This window comes from Brucella haematophila (assembly GCF_005938105.1).
Classification (GTDB): Bacteria; Pseudomonadota; Alphaproteobacteria; order Rhizobiales; family Rhizobiaceae; genus Brucella; species Brucella haematophila.
This window is the reverse complement of the sequence record NZ_VCPE01000010.1, coordinates 94,773-114,569: the sequence shown is the minus strand read 5'-3', so window position 1 is coordinate 114,569 and position 19,797 is coordinate 94,773. Positions and strand designations below refer to the sequence as shown.

The window sequence follows — 19,797 nt, the reverse complement described above, 5'->3', positions numbered from 1 at the left end:
TAAGGGAATAGGTGAGTAAGGGAATAAGGGAGTATGTCTGACGATATCGTCGGCAGCTCCCTTTTTCTTTGCCTGTACCCTATTCCGATCACATACTGCCCTACTGCCCTACTCACTTATTCCCCTCCTCATAGACCTTCAGCGTCCGGTCCGCGATGCCGTCCCAGCTATAGTCGCGGGCGATCCAGTCGATGAGTTGCTGCGACTGTTCAGCCGTCAGCGGGTTATCAGTCTTGCGGCGCAGTGCGTTTTTCAGCGCGTCGATATCGCCGAGCGGGAAATAATCGTCGTCGGGCAGTCCGACTTCCATATTGGCTGTGATGTCGCTGGCCAGCACATTGAGCCCGTAGCCCATGGCCTCCAGAAGTGCGATGGGCATGCCTTCGTGGCTCGATGGCAGCACGAAAAGCCCAGCCTGACTGAAAAGCGCGGATAATTCCTCACCCTGCAATGCGCCGGTCAGCACCACGCCCGGCACAGCCTCGGCGCGGGCGCGAACCTCTCCGGCATAGTCGGCGGTGTATTCAGCCGAGCCGATCAGAGCCAGTTTCAGCGATGGATCGGAGAGCTTGGCAAAGGCTTCGATCAGATCGAGCTGGCGTTTTTCCGGCACAATACGGGCGACCAGCGCGATATAGCGGCTGGGAGCAAGCCCATGCTTTTCCAGCCAGCTCGGATCGCGGCTGGGTTCCCGCAGGGTGACGCCGTTCGGGATGAAGGTGACGGGAACGTTATAGCGTTGCTCAACCGTTTTCGCGATATCGTTGGAGACGGCGATGCGGGCGCTTGCAAAGCGCATTCCCCATTTTTCGCCAAGCTTCAATGTCGTGCGCGCTAACCGTCCCCATTTCTGGCGGTTGTAGTCGAAGCCATGATGGGTCACGACGGTCCGCAAACCGAAGAGCCGCGCAAGCGGCGTCACCAGCGCGGGGCCGATGGCGTGAATATGCAGAATGTCGGGGCGCGTGAAACCGGCCCGCAGCACACCGAGAAATGTATGCACGATGGCTTCGAACTTCATCGAAGTCGGCGCCCAGATCGGCGTGACCTTCACGCCTTCCCAGACATAGGGCTGCTTCCGGTCGAGATAGGGCCTGCGGCCCACCACTTCCACATCCCAACCCTTGGCGATGTAAAGACGGGCCAGTTCTTCGACATGACGTTCCACGCCACCCTGCACATTGGGTATGCCGCGCAGGCCGAGCATCATGACGCGTCGCTTTTTAGCCCCTTGTCCCATCAAAGCGCTCCCAGTTCCGCGTAAAGTTCCAGTGTCCGGTTCCGGTAAGCTTCCGGCGAGAATTCCTGTCCTGCCCATGTGCGGCCCAGACGCCCCATCTTGCGCCGCGCTTGCGGCGTCAGGCTGGCGGCTTCGCTCATGACGCGGGCAAGGTCTTCGGCATCGCCCGTTCTGGCCACCATGCCGGTTTCACCCGGCACGATCATTTCGGGAATACCGCCAATATCCGCGCCGATGACCGGCACGCCAAGCGCATAGGCCTCCAGAATGCTGATCGGCGCATTTTCATACCATTCCGATGGCAGGATCAGCGCCTTGGCCTCGCCGATCAGCCGGTGCAGCCGCTCGCCCGAGACATAGCCCGCAAAGGAAACATCGCCGCCGGTTTCTGCGGCCAGCGTGCGCAAGGATTGCTCCTCCGGTCCTGTCCCGGCCACGATCAGCTTCTGCCCGGAAATCGCCGCCGCGCGGATCAGCGTGCCGATCCCCTTTTCAGGCGCGAGACGCCCGACATAGGCGAAATAATCGCCCTCATGCTCAAAGGGTTCGAGATTGTCGGTCTGCGCGAAGTTCGGGATATAGACCAGCTTTTCCTCCGGCCAGCCCCATTCGATCAGCTTCGATATATAGAACCGGCTCGGCACCACGATGCGGTCGAGCGTATTGCGATAAAGGCCGAGCGTGCGATGGATGGCGGTTTCCACGAAAACCAGCCCGCTCAGCGCCGTCGAATCCTTGATGCATTTATGGAGCGCGACATTGTAGATGCGCCCGCCCTTGCAGCGCTCGCAGATCTGGTTATGCGACAGCATCTTGTAGGCCGGGCATGCGAGCTTCAGGTCATGCGCGGTCATGACAGTCGGCACGCCCGCCGCTTTCAACACGGGAAAGATCGAGGGCGACAGGTGGTGATAGACATTATGGGCATGGGCGACGCTTGGCCGGAAACGCTCGATCAGCGCCTTGATGCGGTCGCGTGCTTCCCATGAATAGATGATCTTGCCCGCCTGCGCCACTTTGGTGAGGAGGCCGCTCTCGCGCCCATATTCGATTTCGGACACGAAATAGGATGACCAGTCGGAAGCGAAATTGTCCGGATGCTGCATGGCAAAGGGAGCCGTCTCCCAGCCAATGTCGGAAAAGAGCTTGATATGGTCGAGAAAAACCGCCTCAGCCCCGCCGCGCCGGTAAAAATAATTATTGATCGCCAGCAAGCGGTGATCCGGATCGGCTGCTTTCATCAGGGAGCACCTCCATCTGCTCCGATATGAGCCAGCGCATCGCGTACCGACAGTACCTCAACGCCGCTCTGCGCCGCATGGGAAACCAGCTTTTCGAAGGTTTCCGGCGTGCAACCGAACGGTGTCGGCCTATCGCTGATATCATGCGTATAGAAGATCAACCAGCCCGGACTTGCGACAAGATCGTCTATCCAGCGGGTCAATTGTTCCGCATGATGCTCCGGCTGCCGTATTTCGACGGCTTCCAGAAAGGCCAGATCGACCGCGTCGCGATTGATGCGCTCGCCGCCGCTGCGGCAGGTCGCGAAGCGGTCGGAAAACAGGCCGCGCGACAACACCGACGACGCGCAATAGGGATAGGCGAAATTGCGCCGTCCGACCCGATCCGGTTCGATCTCGCCCAAATAAGCGTGATTGCGATCAAGATCTGCAGCAAGATCGCGCATGCCGACCGAGGGCACATTCCAATGCGCAAATGTGTGGCAGCCAATGTCGTGCCCGGCCTGTGCAAGCCTGCGGAGGCCCTCTTCCGTGATCAGTTGCCGATGCGCCTCGACGGAACCAACCAGACCACCGGCAATATAAAACGTGCCGTGAAAGCCGTATTGTTCCAGTATCTTCGCGCCCGCACTTTCGGCGGTATCGGGAACATCATCGAATGTGAAACTGATGATCCGCCGATCCTTCGGAAGCGGAAATGGTCGCAGCGGAAAACTGCGGCTCAGCGCGTCATGCAATCTGTTGTTCAGCCGGTCCAAACGTGCCCTTGCCCAGCCCAATCTGTCCTGTTCCCCAACTCTGTCCTGTCCCATGTTTTTACCAAGCCTTTGCCCCAAAAAGCTCAGAGCGCGTTTCGATCTGATAGGATCAGATCGGCGCTCTCAATGTTTGTAACGCACATCTTGTCCGAAAACCGCTTCGCACTTTTCGGGATGTGCTTTAAGCCACAAGTCGCGCCTTCGCCTGAAGACGCATGCCGAAAATGGCAATCATCAAACAAAACCAAACAGAGCTGCCGTTCTGGAAAAACGTGCTTTCCATGCAGGATGCATAGAGGCCGTATAACCACAGACGGCTGAACAGAAGCGTCAATGCAGGATCATTCCCAGTCGCTTCGGCTGCCCTGATATAACGTAGCGGCAGGATCATCAGCCAGATCAGCATAAGGATCAGGCCAAACACACCCGCATTGATCATCATATCCAGATAGGCTTTATGCGCGTTGAAAGCTGCGACTGCCCATGTCGCCCCGCCTCCCCCGGCATAGACCATTTCCGGTGTCTTCCAGAACGAGTCCAGCCCGTAGCCAAATATCGGCTTTTTAGCGACTGCTGAAAAGGCTATGCGCCAAATATCGGCGCGGTTGGTAAATGTCGCGTCAATACCAAGGCTTGTGATGAGCTGGCGGATGGGGTCGGAAACCGCAGCACCCACGGCCACAAAATTGAACGCAGCCACCCCGCCGATGGCAATTGGAATGCGTGTCCAGCGCCAGTGCATGAAGATGAGCGACATGAAGGCGATGAAGGGAAGCATGGCCGTCGATGTCTTGCCGCCCGTATGCAGCAGGAAGAAAACACACAGCACCACCACAAGCCCACCGGCTTTGCGGTAACCCTTTTGCCAGCCATAAAGCCCGAAGAAACTGAGCAGCACCAGTGCTGCCGCAGCCGCATTCTTGTGCGGAAAATGTCCGCGCCACGCGCCTGCCAGCATTGGCTCCAGCACGTCGGTGCCCTGATGGATCGCCCTGCTCGGCAGAAAGATAACGCCGAAATAGGCAAATCCGAGCGTGATGAACGAGCCGATCAGCAACAGGCGCGCCATCTGGTTTTCAGAGCGTGGCAACAACAGGAATATGCTGGCGTTGAGCGCCGTCAGGATCGACAGCACCACCTTGCGGCTTGCGATGCTGGGATGAGCCGAGAGAATGGCCGTCACGAACATCCAGATGAACAGGGTCACCAGCAGCACACGCGGCTGAAGAATGGTCTTGCGCAGAGGATTGCTCAGGCCGCAGGCAAGAAAGCCCAGGGAAATTGTCAGCGTCATCAGCTGGTTCAGCAGGTTCGACTGACCCGCCGAAGCGCTCGCGCCGATTTCAGCACTGGTTCCGGGGTAAGGACTGATCCCGACCCACAGAAACAAAATCATGATGAGAAAGAGAGCGGCGCCGAAGGATGACGACACCGACGTCAGATCATGGGCCTGCGCCTTGATTGGTGCAGGGGCCGCGACACGCCGATGTGAAGCGAGATCAGACACGGCTCTCCCGATTTCTCCGCCATGCGCCAAGGTAACCCAGAGCAAGCGCGAGCGCCACACCGAGACCCATGCCGACAAAGCCACCGCCTGCGCCGAGCAGCACGGTGCGCGGTGGCCAGCTACGGCTGACGGGCGGGATTGCCGTGGAGATCACGCGGATATTGGTGGCATCGAGCTGCTGGCGCTGATGTGTTTCGGTCGAGCGCGTCAGGAATGTGTTGTAGATCGAAACCTTGGCGGTCATGTCGCGTTCGAGATCGGACAACTGCACCTGCGCATCATTGTCGAGCGCCACAGCCGAGCGCGCGGTTGCGGCCTGCGCATTGAGCGCATTGACAACCGCATTGGCCTGATCCAGATCGACCTTTGCCGATTGCAGGATGCGCGAGCGTTCGGCGGCGATCTGCTGCTCCAGCCCGGCGATCTGGCGCTGCGTATTGATGAGTTCCGGATAACGCGGACCGTAGGTCATGGTCAGCGCATCGTAGCGCTGCTTCAGCGTCGCATACTGGCTGCGCAGATTGGTCATGGTCGGCGATTGCAGCGTGCTTGCCGGACCGACCGGACTGCCCGTATCGCGGGTCAGCTCATTGTAACGAGTGCTGGCATCCGTCTGGCGTGATTTGGCATCGAGCAGCTTGGTGTTGATCTGCGCCATGGACTGGGCGCTGACCAGTTCGCCACCGGTTGTCTGAAGCCCATGCGCGCGACGGAAAGCGGCAACTTTTTCTTCGGCGTCCGTGGCAGCTTTCTGCAAGGAGGTCAGGCGTTCAGACAATGCGGCGGCAGCACGACCTGCACCATCGGCATCAGCTTCGGCAACTTCTTCCTGGAACGACTGCGCCAGCGCATCGGCAACCTTGACGGATTTTTCGGGATTGTCGGTCCAGACGCCAATCGTCACGAGATAGGACCGTTCGGGACGAGTCACGACGATACGCTGCGACAAAGCGCGCACAGCCGTCAGTGTGTCGTCCGATGGGTCCTTCGGCTTGCCAAGACCCAGCAGCGCACGCAGATCGAAACTCGCTGGCGGCGGAACGAATTCGGCATCGTTCTGCAAATTGAGGTTCTGCACGACGCGACGCAGCACATTGCCCGACACAAGCATTTTCATCTTGCTTTCAATGTCGAGAATCTGGCTGTCGGCCTGGAGGCTCTGGGCATAAATATCGTTGGGCAGCAGCTGCAAACCGGATGGCGGCACCAGCATATCCGTATAGGCCGTATAGCGCGGCTTGGCCGTCATGCCATAGGCAAGGCCCGCCAGCGCACCGGCAACGGCCAGAATGACAATCCATATCCAGCGGGCGCGCACCCATTCCAGTGCCGCCCAGAGATCGATTTCCGGCAGCATGAGCCCGTCACCGGATGCTTTTGCGTCAGGTTGTTCCAGATGCGGTGCTGACGGCCTGTCGGCAACGGCCTCCTCGGGAACTGGCCCGGAAGCAGGCGCCGAGACAGACGCTGCCCGCGGATAGGATGGCGCATGGTTCTGCGTCAAAGCCTGGTTCCATTGCTCGAGCGTCTCTGCGCCGCGCGTTTCATCACGCGGTAGCTGAGCCTTCGAAGCAAGGTCACGCAAGGTGTACATCGATCGATCCTATGGTTGCCTTGGCCTATGGTTACCCTGATCGCGGGAAAAACCGTCTCTCTACTCCTTATATGAGAAGATTAAAAAAATTGGTTAATCACAACTATTGGGCCGCAATGCGCGATAGAACTGGAAAATACATGACCTGTTCAGTTAGGGTTCATATTTCAAGGCTACATCTGACAGAAAACATAGAGTAGGTCGGGAGAGGGAAAAGGTCCTTTTGATAAACCCATGCCGGGTTGGATCGAAGCGCGAAGCTGGCACCGACAGATAATGCCGTTCAAATGACTCTCTTAAGTTCGCAGTATGAAATGTTAAAACGCTATTGGCCCACATTGTTGTCCTACGCCGCATCAAGCGGCAGTCTCTTCGCAGCCAATGTCGCGCAGCTGCTGACTTTTGCCATTCTGGCGCGCTATCTGGGATCGCACGAGTTCGGGCTTTTCGTGACCGTGATGGCAATCACAGCCATCGCAAACTACATTTGCGGGCTTGGCGGCGCTGAATGTCTCGTGCGGCGCGTGGCGCAAAATCCCGACATCTATCCCGCCATGCTTGGGCACAATATCATCCTGATCGTGACGAGCGGCATCGTGCTCGTGATCCTCGGTATGATCCTGTTGCCGTTCTGGCTTGAATCCGTCCCGGAATTCGCCAGCAATTATCTCGGCATGTTTTTCCTGCTCGTCACCAATATCGTGCTTGTGCGCGCCATTCTTCTGGTCGAACAGATCTATATCGCCCATACAGATTTCGTTTCCGCGAACCTCTCAGTGGTCGGCTTTGCCGTGGCGCGCACCATCGCAGCCGTGGTCGCCTGCCTGATCTTCAATATCTCGAGCGTCGTGGAATGGGCCTACTGGCAGTTTGCCTGCCATGTGCTGGTGCTCGTCGCCTATGCATGGTTTCTCCGCAGGCTCGGCGCGCCGCAATACCGCATCGTGCGGGAAGAAATCCGCCTCGGCATCATGTTCGCCTCACAATTCATCTTCCGTGCAGTCCGCCAGAACGCCGATTTGCTCATTCTCGGCGCGCTCGTCGCGCCCAGCATAGTTGGCAGCTATGGCGTCACGCGCCGCATCGTCGACAGCAGCATGCTGACCATCGATGCGATGAACCGTCTCGTCTATCCGCGCCTGTCACAAGCCAGCGCCAACGGCATTCACCATGCCTTGCCGATCACGCTGCGCCTTCTCGGCGCTTCGCTTTTGATCGGAACGCTGACCTCACTGGTCGTCTTCATCGCCGCGCCCTATCTCCCACTCTTATTCGGCAAGGAATACACGACGCTGATCGCTTTCTGCCGCACGCTGTGCTGGATCACGATCTTCGTCGCGCTCTGGTCGATTGCGGTGGATTTGCTCGGTGCGGCCAGCCAGCATACCTATCGTACTGCGGTGCTGAATGTCGGCAATATCCTGGGTGCGCCGCTGCTGGCTGCAGCCACCTGGTATGCGCCGATCACCGGCACTTTCACCGCCATTTACTTTATTGAAATATGTATCGTGTTGGCTTCGTGGTGCTGCGTCTTCTACCTCGTCAAAAGAAGCCGCGAAGCAGCTGCAAGGAAAGAGGTTCAAGTCTAAGCCCGGTCCGCCCGGGCAGAGGGGCAGGGTAAAGTGGGGAGCATATCTGTCGCGGAAACAAAGACACAGCGGGTTCGCCCGATGCGTGTCGATGACATACCCGCTGTGCGCGAATTGTTTACCCAGGTTTTTCGTCCCAAATCGACCTCTCACAGCGAGAGTTTCGACCAGTATTTCCGGCATGTTTTCTTCGAAAACCCCTATTACGATGCAGATCTGTGCAGCATCGTGCATGAAGACAGCAAGGGCGAGATCGACAGTACGCTCTGCGTCTTGCCGATCCCGTATCATGTCGGCGGCAAGATCGTCATGGGACGGCTGCTCTGCGCCTATATGATGCGCCCCGGCGGCTCGCCGCGCGGTGCCGCCGAACTGACGCTCACCTTGCGCGCGCGCCCCAATGATTTTTCATTCAGCGATAGTGCGGCGCCCGTCAGCATGCGCCATTTCAGTGCAGTTGGCGGCATCACGCTCGACACGCATGGTCTGGCATGGACGCGGATTTTCCGTGGTGCGAGCTATGTAGCCCAGTTTGTTGCCGAGCGCCGTGCGGCGTTGCGCGGCTGGCCTGCGGCAAAAGTTGGAAAGCTTTTGGATTCGCTGGTGCCGCTGCCCAAATTGCGCAACTCCACCAATGGCAAACTGACCGTGCGCGAGATCAATCAGAGCGAAGCGATCGGCCTGATCCGCCAGTTCCTGCCAACCTACGACGCCTATCCGGCATGGACGGAACAGGATCTGCACTGGATTCTCAAGCTCGCTAGCGACAACCGCGCCGCGGGCGAACTCCGCTTGTGTTCGGTTTCCGGCAAAGGTGACGAGCCTCTCGGCTTCTTCTGCTATTACGCCCGCGCAAACGGGATGGCCGACGTGCTCAGCGTTCTGGCTCTCAAGACCCGGGAGCAGGCCGTTGTCGAGGTCATGCTGTCGCATTTGCAGGAGGCGGGCCATATCGCGGCGCAAGGCCGCGCCGATCCGCGTTTTCTCGGTGCACTTTCGCAGCAATCGGTCATGTTCTTCCGCCTGAAAGCCAATGTCTGCGTGGTGACAGCCAATCCCGGTGTCGTGAATGCGCTGGACCACAACGATATCTTCATCGGCGGACTTGCGGGCGAAAGCTGGAGCAGGCTGGTTACTGACTTCCAATAGCTGTCTGATCCAAAAGCCACCAATATTCGATAAACCTAGCGACTGAACCGGCGCTCCAGCAGGAAAAAGGTCGTCGGCCCGTCAGCGCCCGCGCCGTTATCGAGGCGAAATTCCACCGGCCCATCGCCGGTGGCGACAGGCGCATGAACCTTGCCGTCGAGACCGATGGTAGACAATTTCCAAGCCGAAGCAGCACCCGAAAGCCGAAAATCGACGCGGTTGCGCAGCAATGTCACCGGCAGGCGCCCCCAATCCTCGATCTCCTTTTGCGCATCGTCGCGAAAGCGCATGCCGGTATTGCGGGCATCGGTCGCGAAAATCACCAGCATCTTCTCGCTGGTTGCCAAGGGTTGCGTATCAAGCGCCGATACGGAGACAAGGCCGCGCCCTTCGGCATGGCTGAGCGTCAATTGCCCAAGCGTCAGACTATCCTTCAGGTCGGCGAAGGCCAGTGCCTCGGTCCGCGGCGTCACAACCCGCATACGAGTGCGGTCCCGTTCCAGCAGGATTTCGCCGGTCGCGCTGGCGAAGATGCCGCGATAAGGATCGGTCGCATTGTCCTTGAGCGACAGGCCTGCCTGTTTCAAACGCTCCAGAACATTGTCGAGCGCGACATTGCGATAATTGATCTCGATGCCTTTGGCCGTGGTTTCCGGCCACTGCAAACCCGAGGCGAACAGGCCGATACCCCCGACCAGCGCCAGCGTTTTCAACCTTTCCGGCTCTCGCGTTTCAAGCGAATCGCCAAGGCTGGTTTCGCCTTGCATCATGAAGGGAACCGCGAAGGACGCCGTTTTGACATCGCCGCGCCGGAACAGGAGCGAGGCAAGCGTTTCGCCCGCACGCGCCACCGGATCGACCGCGAATGTATAGGGCACGATGCGCTGACGAAGCGGTTCTGCCTCGTCGAAGGCAAGCGTGACCGGCCCCTGCCCATGGCGGCAAATACCGTCCCACCCCTGCAACGCGGCATAGGCCGGGAAAACCAGCCCCGCTTCATAACGATAACGGTTCCAGAACAGGTGTTCGTATTCGGTAACGAAGAACGGGCGACCGATCCAGCGGCCAGCGGCCAGCTCGCTGACATAGGAGGCGGCATCGGCGATGGAGCTGTTCTGCTTCATCGTCGTTCCGGGTTCCATCGAGCCGGTCCAGTCATGATATGTGTTGGCGCTGATGGCCTGTTGCGGCATACGCGACAGCGCGGTCTGAACCGTAAACCAGTTATTATAGGGTGCGATCAGCCCCTTATAGCCAAGCGCGCGATAGGCCGCCTCAAGCCGTGCGGCCAGCGCCTGCTCGCGCTCGACGACGAAGGCCTGAAAATCATGCAGCCGCGCGCCGCCGCCGGAACGGCTTTGCGGCAGTTGCACCGTTCCCGCTTCGAGCTTTTCCTCTGCGGCAAGACCGCCCCAGGCCCGTGAAAGTGCAGCCGTGTTGGTATAACGTTTTTTCAAAAACGCATTGAACGCCGGAGCAAAGCCCGGCCAGAACGGGCCGTCTGGTTGCTTGCCATGCAGGAAACTGGTGAATTCGATACCATTCTCATTGAACGGAATGATCAGCGCCAGCGCCGGGTCCTGCAACGGGGCCAGTCCGGTATAGGGATTGACCGTCGCATAGACTTCTTTTTGAAACCGCAGCCAGTGTTCGAAGGCTGTATCATCCACATAGATGCGGCGCTTCAGATTGCCTTCCGGTCCCCAGCGGTTCATATCCCTGCCGCCGAGCGCGCCGCTTTCCGCCGTCAATCCATCGATGGTCCAGTAGATACCTTCGCGTTTCAAGGCGGCCATCAGATAACGAATGCGGTCCAGCGCCTCGGGGTCGAAGTTGAAGTCCCCATCCCGATTGAGCATCAGATCGGTATCGAGGAAATGCAGCCGCGCAATATTGTAGCCATGCAGGCGAAGCTGCCGCACATAGCGGTCGATGAAGGCGTGATCGATCTTGCCTGCCGACGGCAACCGCCAGGAGAGCGACGCGCAGAACAGGCGCTGAGGCTCATCCGGCTTTGCCGCCCGAACGAGACGCCCGGCGGCATTGGCTGCAATGCGGCTTTGCTCATCAATCGCGGAATTGGGCAGAATGGACGAGAAGTCGAGCGGGCTGCCCGGCGTCATCTCCAGCCGTGTTTCCTTGACCGGCATCCACTCTTCCGCAACAGTCCTTTCCGGCCAGAACGCCAGGGCGCTGAGACCGGCAACGCAGATCAGAAGAGCGGCAAGCAGCTTTCTCATGAGGCCCCTTTTGGGGTCTCTTTCGGGATTTCATTCAAGACCCGGCTTTCGATCCAGTCCTGCGGCTTTCGGCGCGGCTGGAAGAAGCCAAGCGGCATGGCCGCCGCATGGAAAATCCATGCCACGACCGCATAGACGCCGAGCGAAACACTGCGCTCGCGGATCGACATCAGCACAAATGGCAAAAGCGCGAACACAAGCGCCGCGACAAGCGCCCAGGGCGTGACGAAGCCCAGCAAAAGTGCGGCGATCACCACCAGCCACCAGACATAGACCGCGCCCCAGAGGCGCAATTCCGGCAGTTCCTTTATAACATTTTGCCAGTGCGGCTGGCCAACCGCTGCACGCAGCACTTCGCCGGTGCCGCGCAGATATTTGCTTTTCCAGCGGCGCGTCAAAAGCTTGTACGCATTCATCGAATAGCCGAAATGCTGCACGAAAGGCCGGTCGAGACGGTGTAGTTTCCAGCCATGGGTGCGCAGGCGCACGCCCGCATCGAACTCTTCATGGCCGTGCAGATTGCGGTCTGAGAAATAGCCCGCCTGCTCGATGGCGGCACGGCGATAGACACCGCCGCCATTCATCCGGTCGATATTACCGGCCTGCTTTTCCGGCGTCTGCCTGCGTGCGCGGCGCTGAAATTCAAGGCTTTCCAGAATCTGGTCCACCACATGCCCGGTCACACCGCCGGTTTCCGGGTGCTCGGCCATATATTGCAGGGCAGCGGGAATAAAATCCGGCTCGATGATCATGTCGCCGTCGATCAGGCAGACAAAAGGCTGCGTGGAATATTGAAAGCCCAGTTGCGGTCCAAGACCACAGCTTGCCCGCGCCGGCGCCTCGATCTGCACCACACGCACCGGATAAGCGCTGGCGATTTCCACCGTGCGGTCCGACGAGCCGCTATCAGAAACGATGACTTCGACCTGTCCGTCAGGCAAAGCCGCAAGGGCGCTCTCGATCGCCGCGGCGATGCGCTGTTCTTCGTTTAAAGTCTTGATGATAATCGAAACTGACATTACGCGCCTTGCCCGCTCCCGGTTGATTATCGACAGTCATCGCTTGAAGAGGTTACACTTCCACGATGATTTCCAGCATTTCATAGTTCCGTTTAGTTTCAAATAAACTAAACCACGTTATGAAGATGTCGATTCGTCAGTTCATATTGAGCGATCAGCTTATGAACCGGCAAACAAACAGATATTTCAAGGCTGCTGATGTCGAGTGCCAATTTCCAAATCAGAGTGCATCGTCGCGTCGACGATCTATCCAACGACTGGCCCGACGCGAATGACAGCAGCAGCTGCGCGCTTTATGTCTTTCAGTCCAGAACCTTTCTGCGCGCCTGGGAAGCAAGCTATGGCGCAGCGCATAAGGCAGAGCTTTGCCTGGTTGAAGTCCGCGACCAGAACCAGCGGCCCGTCCTGTTTGTCCCGTTCTGCATCATGCAGCGCTATGGCGCACGCATTCTGTCTTTCGTGGATGACGGTGTCTCCGATTACAACGCGCCGATCCTCTTCGAAAACGCGCCGCATTGGGATGTCGCAGGCGCCGCAGCCCTTTTGAAGCAGATTTTCGCAGCCCTGCCGCCCTTCGACATGGTGGCTTTTGAAAAAATGCCGCAGGAAGTCGAAGGTCGGCCCAATCCTTTCTGGGGTCTGTCCAATCGCGACTGTGCGGCGGGCACGCACTGGATCACGCTTGACCGCCCCATGCCGGAGATCGAACAATCGATCCGCGGCCATAGCTCCATTGCCAAGCGCGCAAAGGCATTGCGCCGCGCCGGGCGTTATCGCTTTCTCGTCACGCGCGACGCGCTGGAGCGGGCGACCTTTCTTGAAACCATGCTGCAACAAAAGCAGAAGCGTTTTGAGGACACCAAAGTCCCCGGTTTCGAGACCCATCCCGAAAAGCGCCGCTTCTTCGAAATGGTGACCGAGCCTTTGGCCGCCGTGAATGCCCTGCATTTCTCCGTTCTGACAATGGATGACGCGGTCGTCGCCACCATGTGGAGCGTGACGCGCAAGCGGCATTATTGTGCGATGATCACCACCTTCGAAGACGGTATCTGGAACAAATATTCGCCCGGCAAAGTGTTGATGGTGCGGCTGATCGAAGCCCTAAAAGCCGATGATTACGAATGCTTCGATCTCGGCTTCGGCAATGAGCCGTGGAAGCAGGATTTCGCAAATCTCGAAATCCCCATGCGCGATTATGTGGTTGCCCGCACCCTGCGCGGCAGGATCGCGCTTGCCTGTCAGCAGACCATCGACGGCCTGCGCACCACCCGTCTTTACAAGCGGCTTCGCCCGCTGAAATGGGAGCTTCTGCGCCGCCTCTCGCGTTAGACCGCGCATCTTGTTCCGAAAACCGTTTCACACTTTTCGGGATGCGCTCTAATTCTCAGCCTTCGCGCTTCGGCAGGCGCACCATGAAGGTGGAGCCTTCGCCAAGCTGCGAGCGCACCACCAGACGGCCGCGATGGCGCGCCAGAATATGCTTCACGATGGCAAGCCCCAGTCCGGTGCCCTTCTGGGCCCGGCTGGTTTCCACATCGATGCGATAGAACCGCTCGGTGAGGCGGGGCAGATGTTCGGTCGAGATACCCGGTCCGAAATCCTGCACCGAAGCCACGACTTCCGGCGCACTGCCGGTTTCATCCGTCTCCAGCTTGACGATAACCTTCTTGCCCGCCTGCCCGTATTTGCAGGCATTTTCGACAAGGTTCTGGAACACCTGTATCAACTCGTCACGGGCGCCGGTCACCAGCAGCGGACGATCCGGCAGATTGCGCTCGATCACCACGCCGAGATTGGCGGCGAGCGGGTTCAGCGTATCGGCGACATGGTTGAGAATAGACGTCAGGTCCACGCTTTCATTGACCGCCAGATGCGCCCGCATTTCCAGCCGGGACAGTGACAGCAAATCGTCAATCAGGCGCGACATGCGCTCGGCCTGTTTCTGCATGATATCGAGAAAGCGGTCACGCGCCGCGACGTCGTTGCGCGCTGGCCCCTGCAAGGTTTCGATGAAGCCGCGCAACGAGGCAAGCGGCGTGCGCAATTCATGGCTGGCATTGGCGATGAAGTCGGACCGCATGCGGTCGATACGGCGCGTTTCACTCTGATCGCGGAAGATAAGCACGAACAGTTCGGGCCGCCCTTCTGCGTCCGGCAGCGCCTTGACCATGGCCTTGTACCAGCGGTCGATTGGCACGCGCTCGAAATATTCGATGCTGCGCGGCTCGCCATCAGCAATAACGCCTTGAATGAGCGCATGCATTTCTGGCGCGCGGAAGCGTAGATAGAGCGCCGTGCCGCCTTCAAGAGACTGGAAGGCCTCCAGCGCCGCCGCATTGGCGAACAGCACCGTGCCGCCATGGTCGAAGACAATCATCGGATCGGTGAGGAGATCGGCCAGCCGCTCGCCGGAAACACCGGCCATTTCGCTTTGGTCGTCATCCTTGACCGGGTCGGCGTCAGGCTCACCGCTGCCAACTTCATTGGCAACCCAGACCGCCCCCAGCACCACCAGCGCCAGCAGCACCGCCCGGAACCAGAACGGCAGTTCCAGAGCCATGACGCAAACCGCCAGAACCATGCTGACGATGAGAACGCCCTTCACCCGCCCAAGCGGGGCAAAGATCGACGATTCCGGAGCGCGCGCCTCCGGGGCGGTCTCGGCATCATCGGTACGGCGGTTGTCTTCACTCATTGTCTATTCCTTAGACTAGTGGTCTGATTCCAACATTTGCATCCCTGGGCTCCAAGCGCTGAGCAAATGTTGGAATCAGACCACTAGCAACTATATGTATCTAGTGGATTTTTCGAATTTGACGTTTGAAACAGCATATGTGTCAGCGGGGATTCAAACGTCAAATTCAATCCACTAGGCTCTATGCCGTTCATCGAACCTGTTGCCAGATCGGGAAAACGGCTTTTCCCGATCAGAACACGTGTGACGACAGCCTTATACCTCAGTCGAAATCAGCGTCGGCGTCTTTACGAAGCTTCTCATATGCCCATATCATGGATTGATATAAACGAAAGGGAATTGCCGTGGGTGACAGTTCGAAGACAGCTAACAAAAAGAACGACAAAAAAAGCGATACTCCAGCCGTGGATAAGCCGATCAAGCTGAAGCTCGACGGCGAGACACGCAAGTTCGATATCAACGATCCCAAGCTTCCCAACTGGATTGACGATCAGGCGCTGCAATCGGGCGGCTATCCCTATACGTCCAAAATGAAGAGCGATGAATATGAGGCGACCCTCCAGCGCCTGCAAATCGAGCTCGTAAAACTGCAATACTGGCTGCAATCGACCGGCGGACGCGTCATCAGCGTCTTTGAAGGGCGCGACGCGGCTGGCAAGGGCGGGACGATCTTTACGATCCGCGAATTCATGAACCCGCGTACTGCGCGCAACGTGGCCCTGCCAAAGCCAACCCCGACCGAAAGCGGCCAGTGGTATTTCCAGCGTTATGTCGCCCATTTCCCGACGGCGGGCGAATTCGTCACCTTCGACCGCTCCTGGTATAACCGGGCTGGCGTTGAAGCGGTAATGGGCTTCTGCACACCGGCGCAGCTGGAAATCTTCCTGACGGAAACGCCGGATTTCGAACGTATGATCGTGACGGACGGCATTCACCTGTTCAAATTCTGGCTCGATATCGGTCAGGAAATGCAGCTGAAGCGCTTCCATGAGCGCCGCCACAGCCCACTCAAGAGCTGGAAATTCTCGCCGATGGATGTGGCCGGCATTTCGCGCTGGGATGATTATTCCGCAGCGCTCCACACCATGCTGGAGCGGACGGACAGCGGCTATGCACCGTGGACCATCGTGCGCTCCAACGACAAGCGACGCGCCAGACTGGCCGCTATCCGGCGTATCCTTCTGACCCTGCCCTATGACGGGCGCGATCTCGACGCCATCGGCCCCGAAGATCAGTCCATTATCGGTCGCGGTTCGGCATTCATCACGCAGTCGTCTGCTCCCAAATAAAAAATGCTCGGCCTGTGCGGGGTCTTTTCCCAGAGATATGGTTTGTGTACCAGCTGCCACAATGCCCGCCAGGCCGAGAGCGAAATCAGCATCCAGTAGATCGGTATTCCCGGCAGATAGGCATAACCGCCACGCTCTGTCGGCTCCATGGTTTTGGCGCCAAGCAGATAGAAGCTGAGATAGGCCAGCAGAATATTCACCACATCCAGCATCAGCAGCCCGAGGCTGCTTGGCGTCAGCGGCTGCATGACCACTTTCACCATCAGGACAGCCAGCGTTACCAGCATGATCGGATGCAACAATGCTGAACTGATGATGCCGAGCGTGTAGATCTGGTTGATGGCAAAGCGCCAGCCGCCAAGCTGGCGCAAGGCCGTATAAGGGTCGCGGGCATGCACCAGCCAGGTTTGAATCCAGCCCTTGATCCAGCGCGTGCGCTGCTTGCGCCAGACATCGTAGTCCTCCGGCGCGTCCTCGATTGTGCCGCGACTGATTGTGCCGATGCTATATCCATAACGCGCCAGACGAATGCCGAGATCGGCATCTTCCGTTACGTTGAAAGCATCCCAACCGCCGACTTCCTCCAGGCATGACCGGCGAAAATGATTGGACGTACCGCCCAGCGGAATAACCAACCCCTGCCCGGCAAGCCAGGGCAGAAGCCCGCGAAACAGCGCCGAATATTCGAAGGCGAACATGCGTGTCAGAAGATTGTGCCGGAAATTACCGATGATCAGCGGCGCCTGCACGCAGGCAAGCTTACCGCTATCCCGCGTGAAGGACTGCCACGCTTCGCGCAACTGGTCGGGATGCGGACGATCCTCGGCATCAAAAACCGCAACAATTTCGCCGCGTACGAATTGAAGCGCATAGTTCAGCGCATTTGGCTTGGTGCGGGGGCCACCCGGCGGCACGGGAATGACCTCGAAATTTGCAGGCAGATGCTGACGATCTATCGCATCACGCGTTTCAAAATCGTCTTCCTCGCAGACGAGCTTGATTTCCAGCTTGCTGGGCGGCCAGTTGATCCCGCTAAGGACTTCCACCAGTTGGCCGATCACTTCCTTTTCCCGATAGAGGGGAACAAGAACGGAATAGACCGGCAAATCCCGTTTTCTCAGCGGCAAGACGTCCACTAAACGCAGACGACCGCCCGTTGTCACGGCAAACAGCCGGATCAAAACACAACCGAAGAAAAACAGCGTCATCAGGACGTGCAGCGTCAGAAATGTCTGCAAAGGCCAGTTGATGATGGCCGCGACCAGCAAGTAAAGCGCCATCGCGATGCCGAAAGCCTGCCAGCTATGCAGAACACGTGACGCTGAAAGAGATTGCGGTGTCATCTGCCGGGCACGGTCAATCAGCCGCGCGCGATACCGCCGACGCAATATCTGCCGCAAAAGCGTGGGCGTGCAGATGCGGATGCGATTGCGCAGCGTGGGATGGGCGCGCACATGCTCCAGCAGGCTCCTGATCCGGTGTTCTGTCGGTGCGATATAGAGATATGTCGTGCCGTCAGGCCCGATGGTCATGACCTGCGCAATATCTTTGACACTGTGCAAGGCATCTTCATCGGAAATGAACACGCGAGACGGCAACAGCTCCCGGGTAAAATCCAGCCCCAGAAGGTCAGCAATCGCTTCGAAAACAGCGATTTCGCCGACGCCAGACTGCTGCACAAGCTCGGCGCAAAATGTGGTTCCGTTGCGCACTGCTTCCCCATAAGCCCCGACAAGCAAACAACGCGCAATGCCACGCCGCTGCAATCTGGCAGATATGGCGCCGCATATCTCCAGATCGAAGCCACTCGATCCATTATTCATAATTCCCCCGAACACCCAAAATACAGATCGGTGATTTTTTATTTATTACTTTATAATTATAGAATATAATAATATTTATATATCATATCCTTCACTCATTATTGTAAAAATAAAAGTAAAAGAATATCGAGAAAACGCAACTTATATTTTATAGACATTGCCACCCTGCAACTCTTGCAAGTTGCGCGTTAACGCGAAATTATGCCTGAGCTGATAGGAAGCCTGCCAATGAAACGCTGTCTTTCAAGCTTGATGATCTTGGCCGCCACGCTCGCGGCAAGCCCGACTGCCTTCGCGCAGACGGCTCCGGCTGCTCCGGATTTTCTCAATCAGAAGGAACGCCTGCCTTTGCCCTCGCTGCAAAGGCTGACGCGGCTTCGTTTCATCACCACGGTGGATTTTCCGCCCTTCAACATGCTCAACAATCAGGGCCAGCTTTCCGGCTATAATGTCGATCTGGCCAAAGCGCTCTGCCGCCAGCTCGGCATCGAGGATATTTGCCAGATCGAGGCAGTACCGTGGAATGAGCTGGAAGACCGCGTACTGAAAGGGGATGCGGAAGCGATTATCGGCGGCTGGCAACCCACGGAAGCAAGGCGAAAGGAATTCGTCTTTTCGCGCAGCTATATGCGGCTGCCCGCCCGTTTTGCGACCCAGAACAGCAAGAGCTTTACGCAACCGGCAGCACTGGCCACGCGCGGCAAATCGGTTGGCGTCATTGCCGGCACGGCGCATGAACAGCTTCTCAAAAGCTATTTCCCACAGGCGCAGGCAAAGCCCTATCCGGACCGGGCCGCGATGCTGGCCGACCTCAAGGACGGCAAGCTCGACAGCGTGTTCGATGACGGTATGGCGCTGTCCTTCTGGCTCAATGATGCGGAAAGCGGCAATTGCTGTGCTTTCACCGATGGCCCCTATCTCGCGCCGCAATATCTCGGAACCGGTCTCAGCATCGCCGTCACCCGCGAGGATGCCGCCATCGCCAGCGCCATCAATAATGCCCTGCAAGCCTTGCAGCAAAAGGGTGTCCTGACCGAGCTATATCTGCGCTATTTTCCGACAAGCTTTTACTGAAGTCCGCTTCGCCCCATCGGAAACGACTCAAGCGGAACGCCCGCCGCTCGACTGCGGCCCGCATCGGCACACAAGCCGCGACAAACCGCCGTTCACGAATGCGTGCCATTTTGACGCAGATCATGCGCCAATGGATTTCGAATTTCAGAAAGTTTTGAAACTTCGGACATAACAATACTTACAGTAATAAAGTAAAAATGTTTACTATCAAGCACTTTTGGAGGATTTTGGCGCCGATCAGGTCGATAAGGCAACCAATATCAAGCAGTTACGCGCCGCTTTTACCACAAACATAAGTTAAAATACATCGATTTATTTTGACTTGAATGAATAAGCCCTCGATCCCTAATCTGGCATGGGGAGAAGGAGGATTTATACGATGTTTGATGGCGTTCCTGCACAATGGCACAAAGCTCCGGAACAAACCAAACGCTCGCCGAATGAAGCGGCGTATGTCTTTCTGGGGATCATGCTGGCGGCACTGTCCGTACCAGCTGCATTTCTCGGCTGGGCACTGTTCCAAAGCATCGGCTCGCTGCTGCACTGATCAGCCCCCAGCGAGAATCCCGGTTTGAGGAG

Annotated in this window: 15 protein-coding genes; 6 read left to right on the top strand and 9 right to left on the bottom strand. The window is 57.8% G+C overall.

The window, feature by feature from the left end; translation table 11 throughout:
* Nucleotides 1–112 precede the first annotated feature (112 nt).
* From FGI60_RS15740 to FGI60_RS15720, 5 genes are all read right to left on the bottom strand, one after another.
* Nucleotides 113–1,240: a glycosyltransferase family 4 protein gene (locus FGI60_RS15740; RefSeq protein WP_138786001.1), complete on the bottom strand. Its 1,128-nt coding sequence runs from the start codon at nucleotides 1,238–1,240 to the stop codon at nucleotides 113–115.
* Nucleotides 1,240–2,481, bottom strand: a complete 1,242-nt coding sequence (locus FGI60_RS15735) for a glycosyltransferase family 4 protein (protein WP_138786000.1) — start codon at nucleotides 2,479–2,481, stop codon at nucleotides 1,240–1,242. The genes FGI60_RS15740 and FGI60_RS15735 overlap by 1 nt, the downstream gene beginning before the upstream one ends.
* A complete protein-coding gene (locus FGI60_RS15730) occupies nucleotides 2,481–3,293 on the bottom strand; it encodes a polysaccharide deacetylase family protein (protein ID WP_138785999.1) in 813 nt (270 codons plus the stop codon). Before FGI60_RS15730 ends, FGI60_RS15735 begins: the two co-directional genes overlap by 1 nt.
* 127 nt (nucleotides 3,294–3,420) lie before the next feature.
* Nucleotides 3,421–4,746 carry an O-antigen ligase family protein gene (locus FGI60_RS15725; protein WP_235889831.1) on the bottom strand — a complete coding sequence of 442 codons (1,326 nt, stop codon included), beginning with the start codon at nucleotides 4,744–4,746 and terminating at the stop codon, nucleotides 3,421–3,423.
* The gene (locus FGI60_RS15720; protein WP_138785998.1) at nucleotides 4,739–6,340 is read right to left on the bottom strand and encodes a GumC family protein; all 1,602 of its coding nucleotides are present in this window, start codon (nucleotides 6,338–6,340) and stop codon (nucleotides 4,739–4,741) included. The genes FGI60_RS15725 and FGI60_RS15720 overlap by 8 nt, the downstream gene beginning before the upstream one ends.
* 314 nt (nucleotides 6,341–6,654) lie before the next feature.
* Between FGI60_RS15720 and FGI60_RS15715 the strand changes: the two genes are divergently transcribed.
* The gene (locus FGI60_RS15715) at nucleotides 6,655–7,929 is read left to right on the top strand and encodes a lipopolysaccharide biosynthesis protein (RefSeq protein WP_138785997.1); all 1,275 of its coding nucleotides are present in this window, start codon (nucleotides 6,655–6,657) and stop codon (nucleotides 7,927–7,929) included.
* Nucleotides 7,930–8,010: 81 nt separating this feature from the next.
* On the top strand, nucleotides 8,011–9,078 hold the full coding sequence (locus tag FGI60_RS15710) for a hypothetical protein (protein WP_138785996.1): 1,068 nt from the start codon (nucleotides 8,011–8,013) through the stop codon (nucleotides 9,076–9,078).
* A 35-nt stretch (nucleotides 9,079–9,113) separates the two neighbouring features.
* Here FGI60_RS15710 and FGI60_RS15705 read toward each other — a convergent pair whose 3' ends face one another.
* Nucleotides 9,114–11,318 carry a glycoside hydrolase gene (locus FGI60_RS15705; RefSeq protein WP_138785995.1) on the bottom strand — a complete coding sequence of 735 codons (2,205 nt, stop codon included), beginning with the start codon at nucleotides 11,316–11,318 and terminating at the stop codon, nucleotides 9,114–9,116.
* Nucleotides 11,315–12,337: a glycosyltransferase gene (locus FGI60_RS15700; protein ID WP_138785994.1), complete on the bottom strand. Its 1,023-nt coding sequence runs from the start codon at nucleotides 12,335–12,337 to the stop codon at nucleotides 11,315–11,317. Before FGI60_RS15700 ends, FGI60_RS15705 begins: the two co-directional genes overlap by 4 nt.
* A gap of 198 nt (nucleotides 12,338–12,535) precedes the next feature.
* Between FGI60_RS15700 and FGI60_RS15695 the strand changes: the two genes are divergently transcribed.
* Nucleotides 12,536–13,666 carry a GNAT family N-acetyltransferase gene (locus FGI60_RS15695; RefSeq protein WP_138785993.1) on the top strand — a complete coding sequence of 377 codons (1,131 nt, stop codon included), beginning with the start codon at nucleotides 12,536–12,538 and terminating at the stop codon, nucleotides 13,664–13,666.
* A 55-nt stretch (nucleotides 13,667–13,721) separates the two neighbouring features.
* Here the strand turns inward: FGI60_RS15695 and FGI60_RS15690 are convergent, their stop codons facing one another.
* Nucleotides 13,722–15,032 carry an ATP-binding protein gene (locus FGI60_RS15690; protein WP_138785992.1) on the bottom strand — a complete coding sequence of 437 codons (1,311 nt, stop codon included), beginning with the start codon at nucleotides 15,030–15,032 and terminating at the stop codon, nucleotides 13,722–13,724.
* Between the two features lie 344 nt (nucleotides 15,033–15,376).
* Here FGI60_RS15690 and ppk2 point away from each other — a divergent pair, with 344 nt between their 5' ends.
* Nucleotides 15,377–16,321 carry a polyphosphate kinase 2 gene (ppk2, locus tag FGI60_RS15685; protein ID WP_138785991.1) on the top strand — a complete coding sequence of 315 codons (945 nt, stop codon included), beginning with the start codon at nucleotides 15,377–15,379 and terminating at the stop codon, nucleotides 16,319–16,321.
* Here the strand turns inward: ppk2 and FGI60_RS15680 are convergent.
* Nucleotides 16,264–18,144, bottom strand: coding sequence for a glycosyltransferase (locus FGI60_RS15680; protein ID WP_138785990.1), 1,881 nt, complete (start codon nucleotides 18,142–18,144; stop codon nucleotides 16,264–16,266). The genes ppk2 and FGI60_RS15680 overlap by 58 nt on opposite strands.
* Before the next feature lie 228 nt (nucleotides 18,145–18,372).
* Here FGI60_RS15680 and FGI60_RS15675 point away from each other — a divergent pair, with 228 nt between their 5' ends.
* Together FGI60_RS15675 and FGI60_RS26305 are read left to right on the top strand one after the other, a co-directional pair.
* Nucleotides 18,373–19,218: a transporter substrate-binding domain-containing protein gene (locus tag FGI60_RS15675; protein ID WP_138785989.1), complete on the top strand. Its 846-nt coding sequence runs from the start codon at nucleotides 18,373–18,375 to the stop codon at nucleotides 19,216–19,218.
* Nucleotides 19,219–19,597: 379 nt separating this feature from the next.
* Nucleotides 19,598–19,765 (top strand): hypothetical protein, encoded by a 168-nt coding sequence (locus tag FGI60_RS26305; protein ID WP_171058783.1) that lies wholly within the window; start codon nucleotides 19,598–19,600, stop codon nucleotides 19,763–19,765.
* Nucleotides 19,766–19,797: the final 32 nt, after the last annotated feature.

What these genes read in the sequence shown, in the direction of transcription:
- FGI60_RS15740 (WP_138786001.1), bottom strand. Translation starts at nt 1,240, where the DNA reads ATGGGACAAGGGGCTAAAAAGCGACGCGTCATGATGCTCGGCCTGCGC.
- FGI60_RS15735 (WP_138786000.1), bottom strand. Translation starts at nt 2,481, where the DNA reads ATGAAAGCAGCCGATCCGGATCACCGCTTGCTGGCGATCAATAATTAT.
- FGI60_RS15730 (WP_138785999.1), bottom strand. Translation starts at nt 3,293, where the DNA reads ATGGGACAGGACAGAGTTGGGGAACAGGACAGATTGGGCTGGGCAAGG.
- FGI60_RS15720 (WP_138785998.1), bottom strand. Translation starts at nt 6,340, where the DNA reads ATGTACACCTTGCGTGACCTTGCTTCGAAGGCTCAGCTACCGCGTGAT.
- FGI60_RS15715 (WP_138785997.1), top strand. Translation starts at nt 6,655, where the DNA reads ATGTTAAAACGCTATTGGCCCACATTGTTGTCCTACGCCGCATCAAGC.
- FGI60_RS15710 (WP_138785996.1), top strand. Translation starts at nt 8,011, where the DNA reads ATGCGTGTCGATGACATACCCGCTGTGCGCGAATTGTTTACCCAGGTT.
- FGI60_RS15705 (WP_138785995.1), bottom strand. Translation starts at nt 11,318, where the DNA reads ATGAGAAAGCTGCTTGCCGCTCTTCTGATCTGCGTTGCCGGTCTCAGC.
- FGI60_RS15700 (WP_138785994.1), bottom strand. Translation starts at nt 12,337, where the DNA reads ATGTCAGTTTCGATTATCATCAAGACTTTAAACGAAGAACAGCGCATC.
- FGI60_RS15695 (WP_138785993.1), top strand. Translation starts at nt 12,536, where the DNA reads ATGTCGAGTGCCAATTTCCAAATCAGAGTGCATCGTCGCGTCGACGAT.
- FGI60_RS15690 (WP_138785992.1), bottom strand. Translation starts at nt 15,032, where the DNA reads ATGAGTGAAGACAACCGCCGTACCGATGATGCCGAGACCGCCCCGGAG.
- FGI60_RS15680 (WP_138785990.1), bottom strand. Translation starts at nt 18,144, where the DNA reads ATGAATAATGGATCGAGTGGCTTCGATCTGGAGATATGCGGCGCCATA.
- FGI60_RS15675 (WP_138785989.1), top strand. Translation starts at nt 18,373, where the DNA reads ATGAAACGCTGTCTTTCAAGCTTGATGATCTTGGCCGCCACGCTCGCG.
- FGI60_RS26305 (WP_171058783.1), top strand. Translation starts at nt 19,598, where the DNA reads ATGTTTGATGGCGTTCCTGCACAATGGCACAAAGCTCCGGAACAAACC.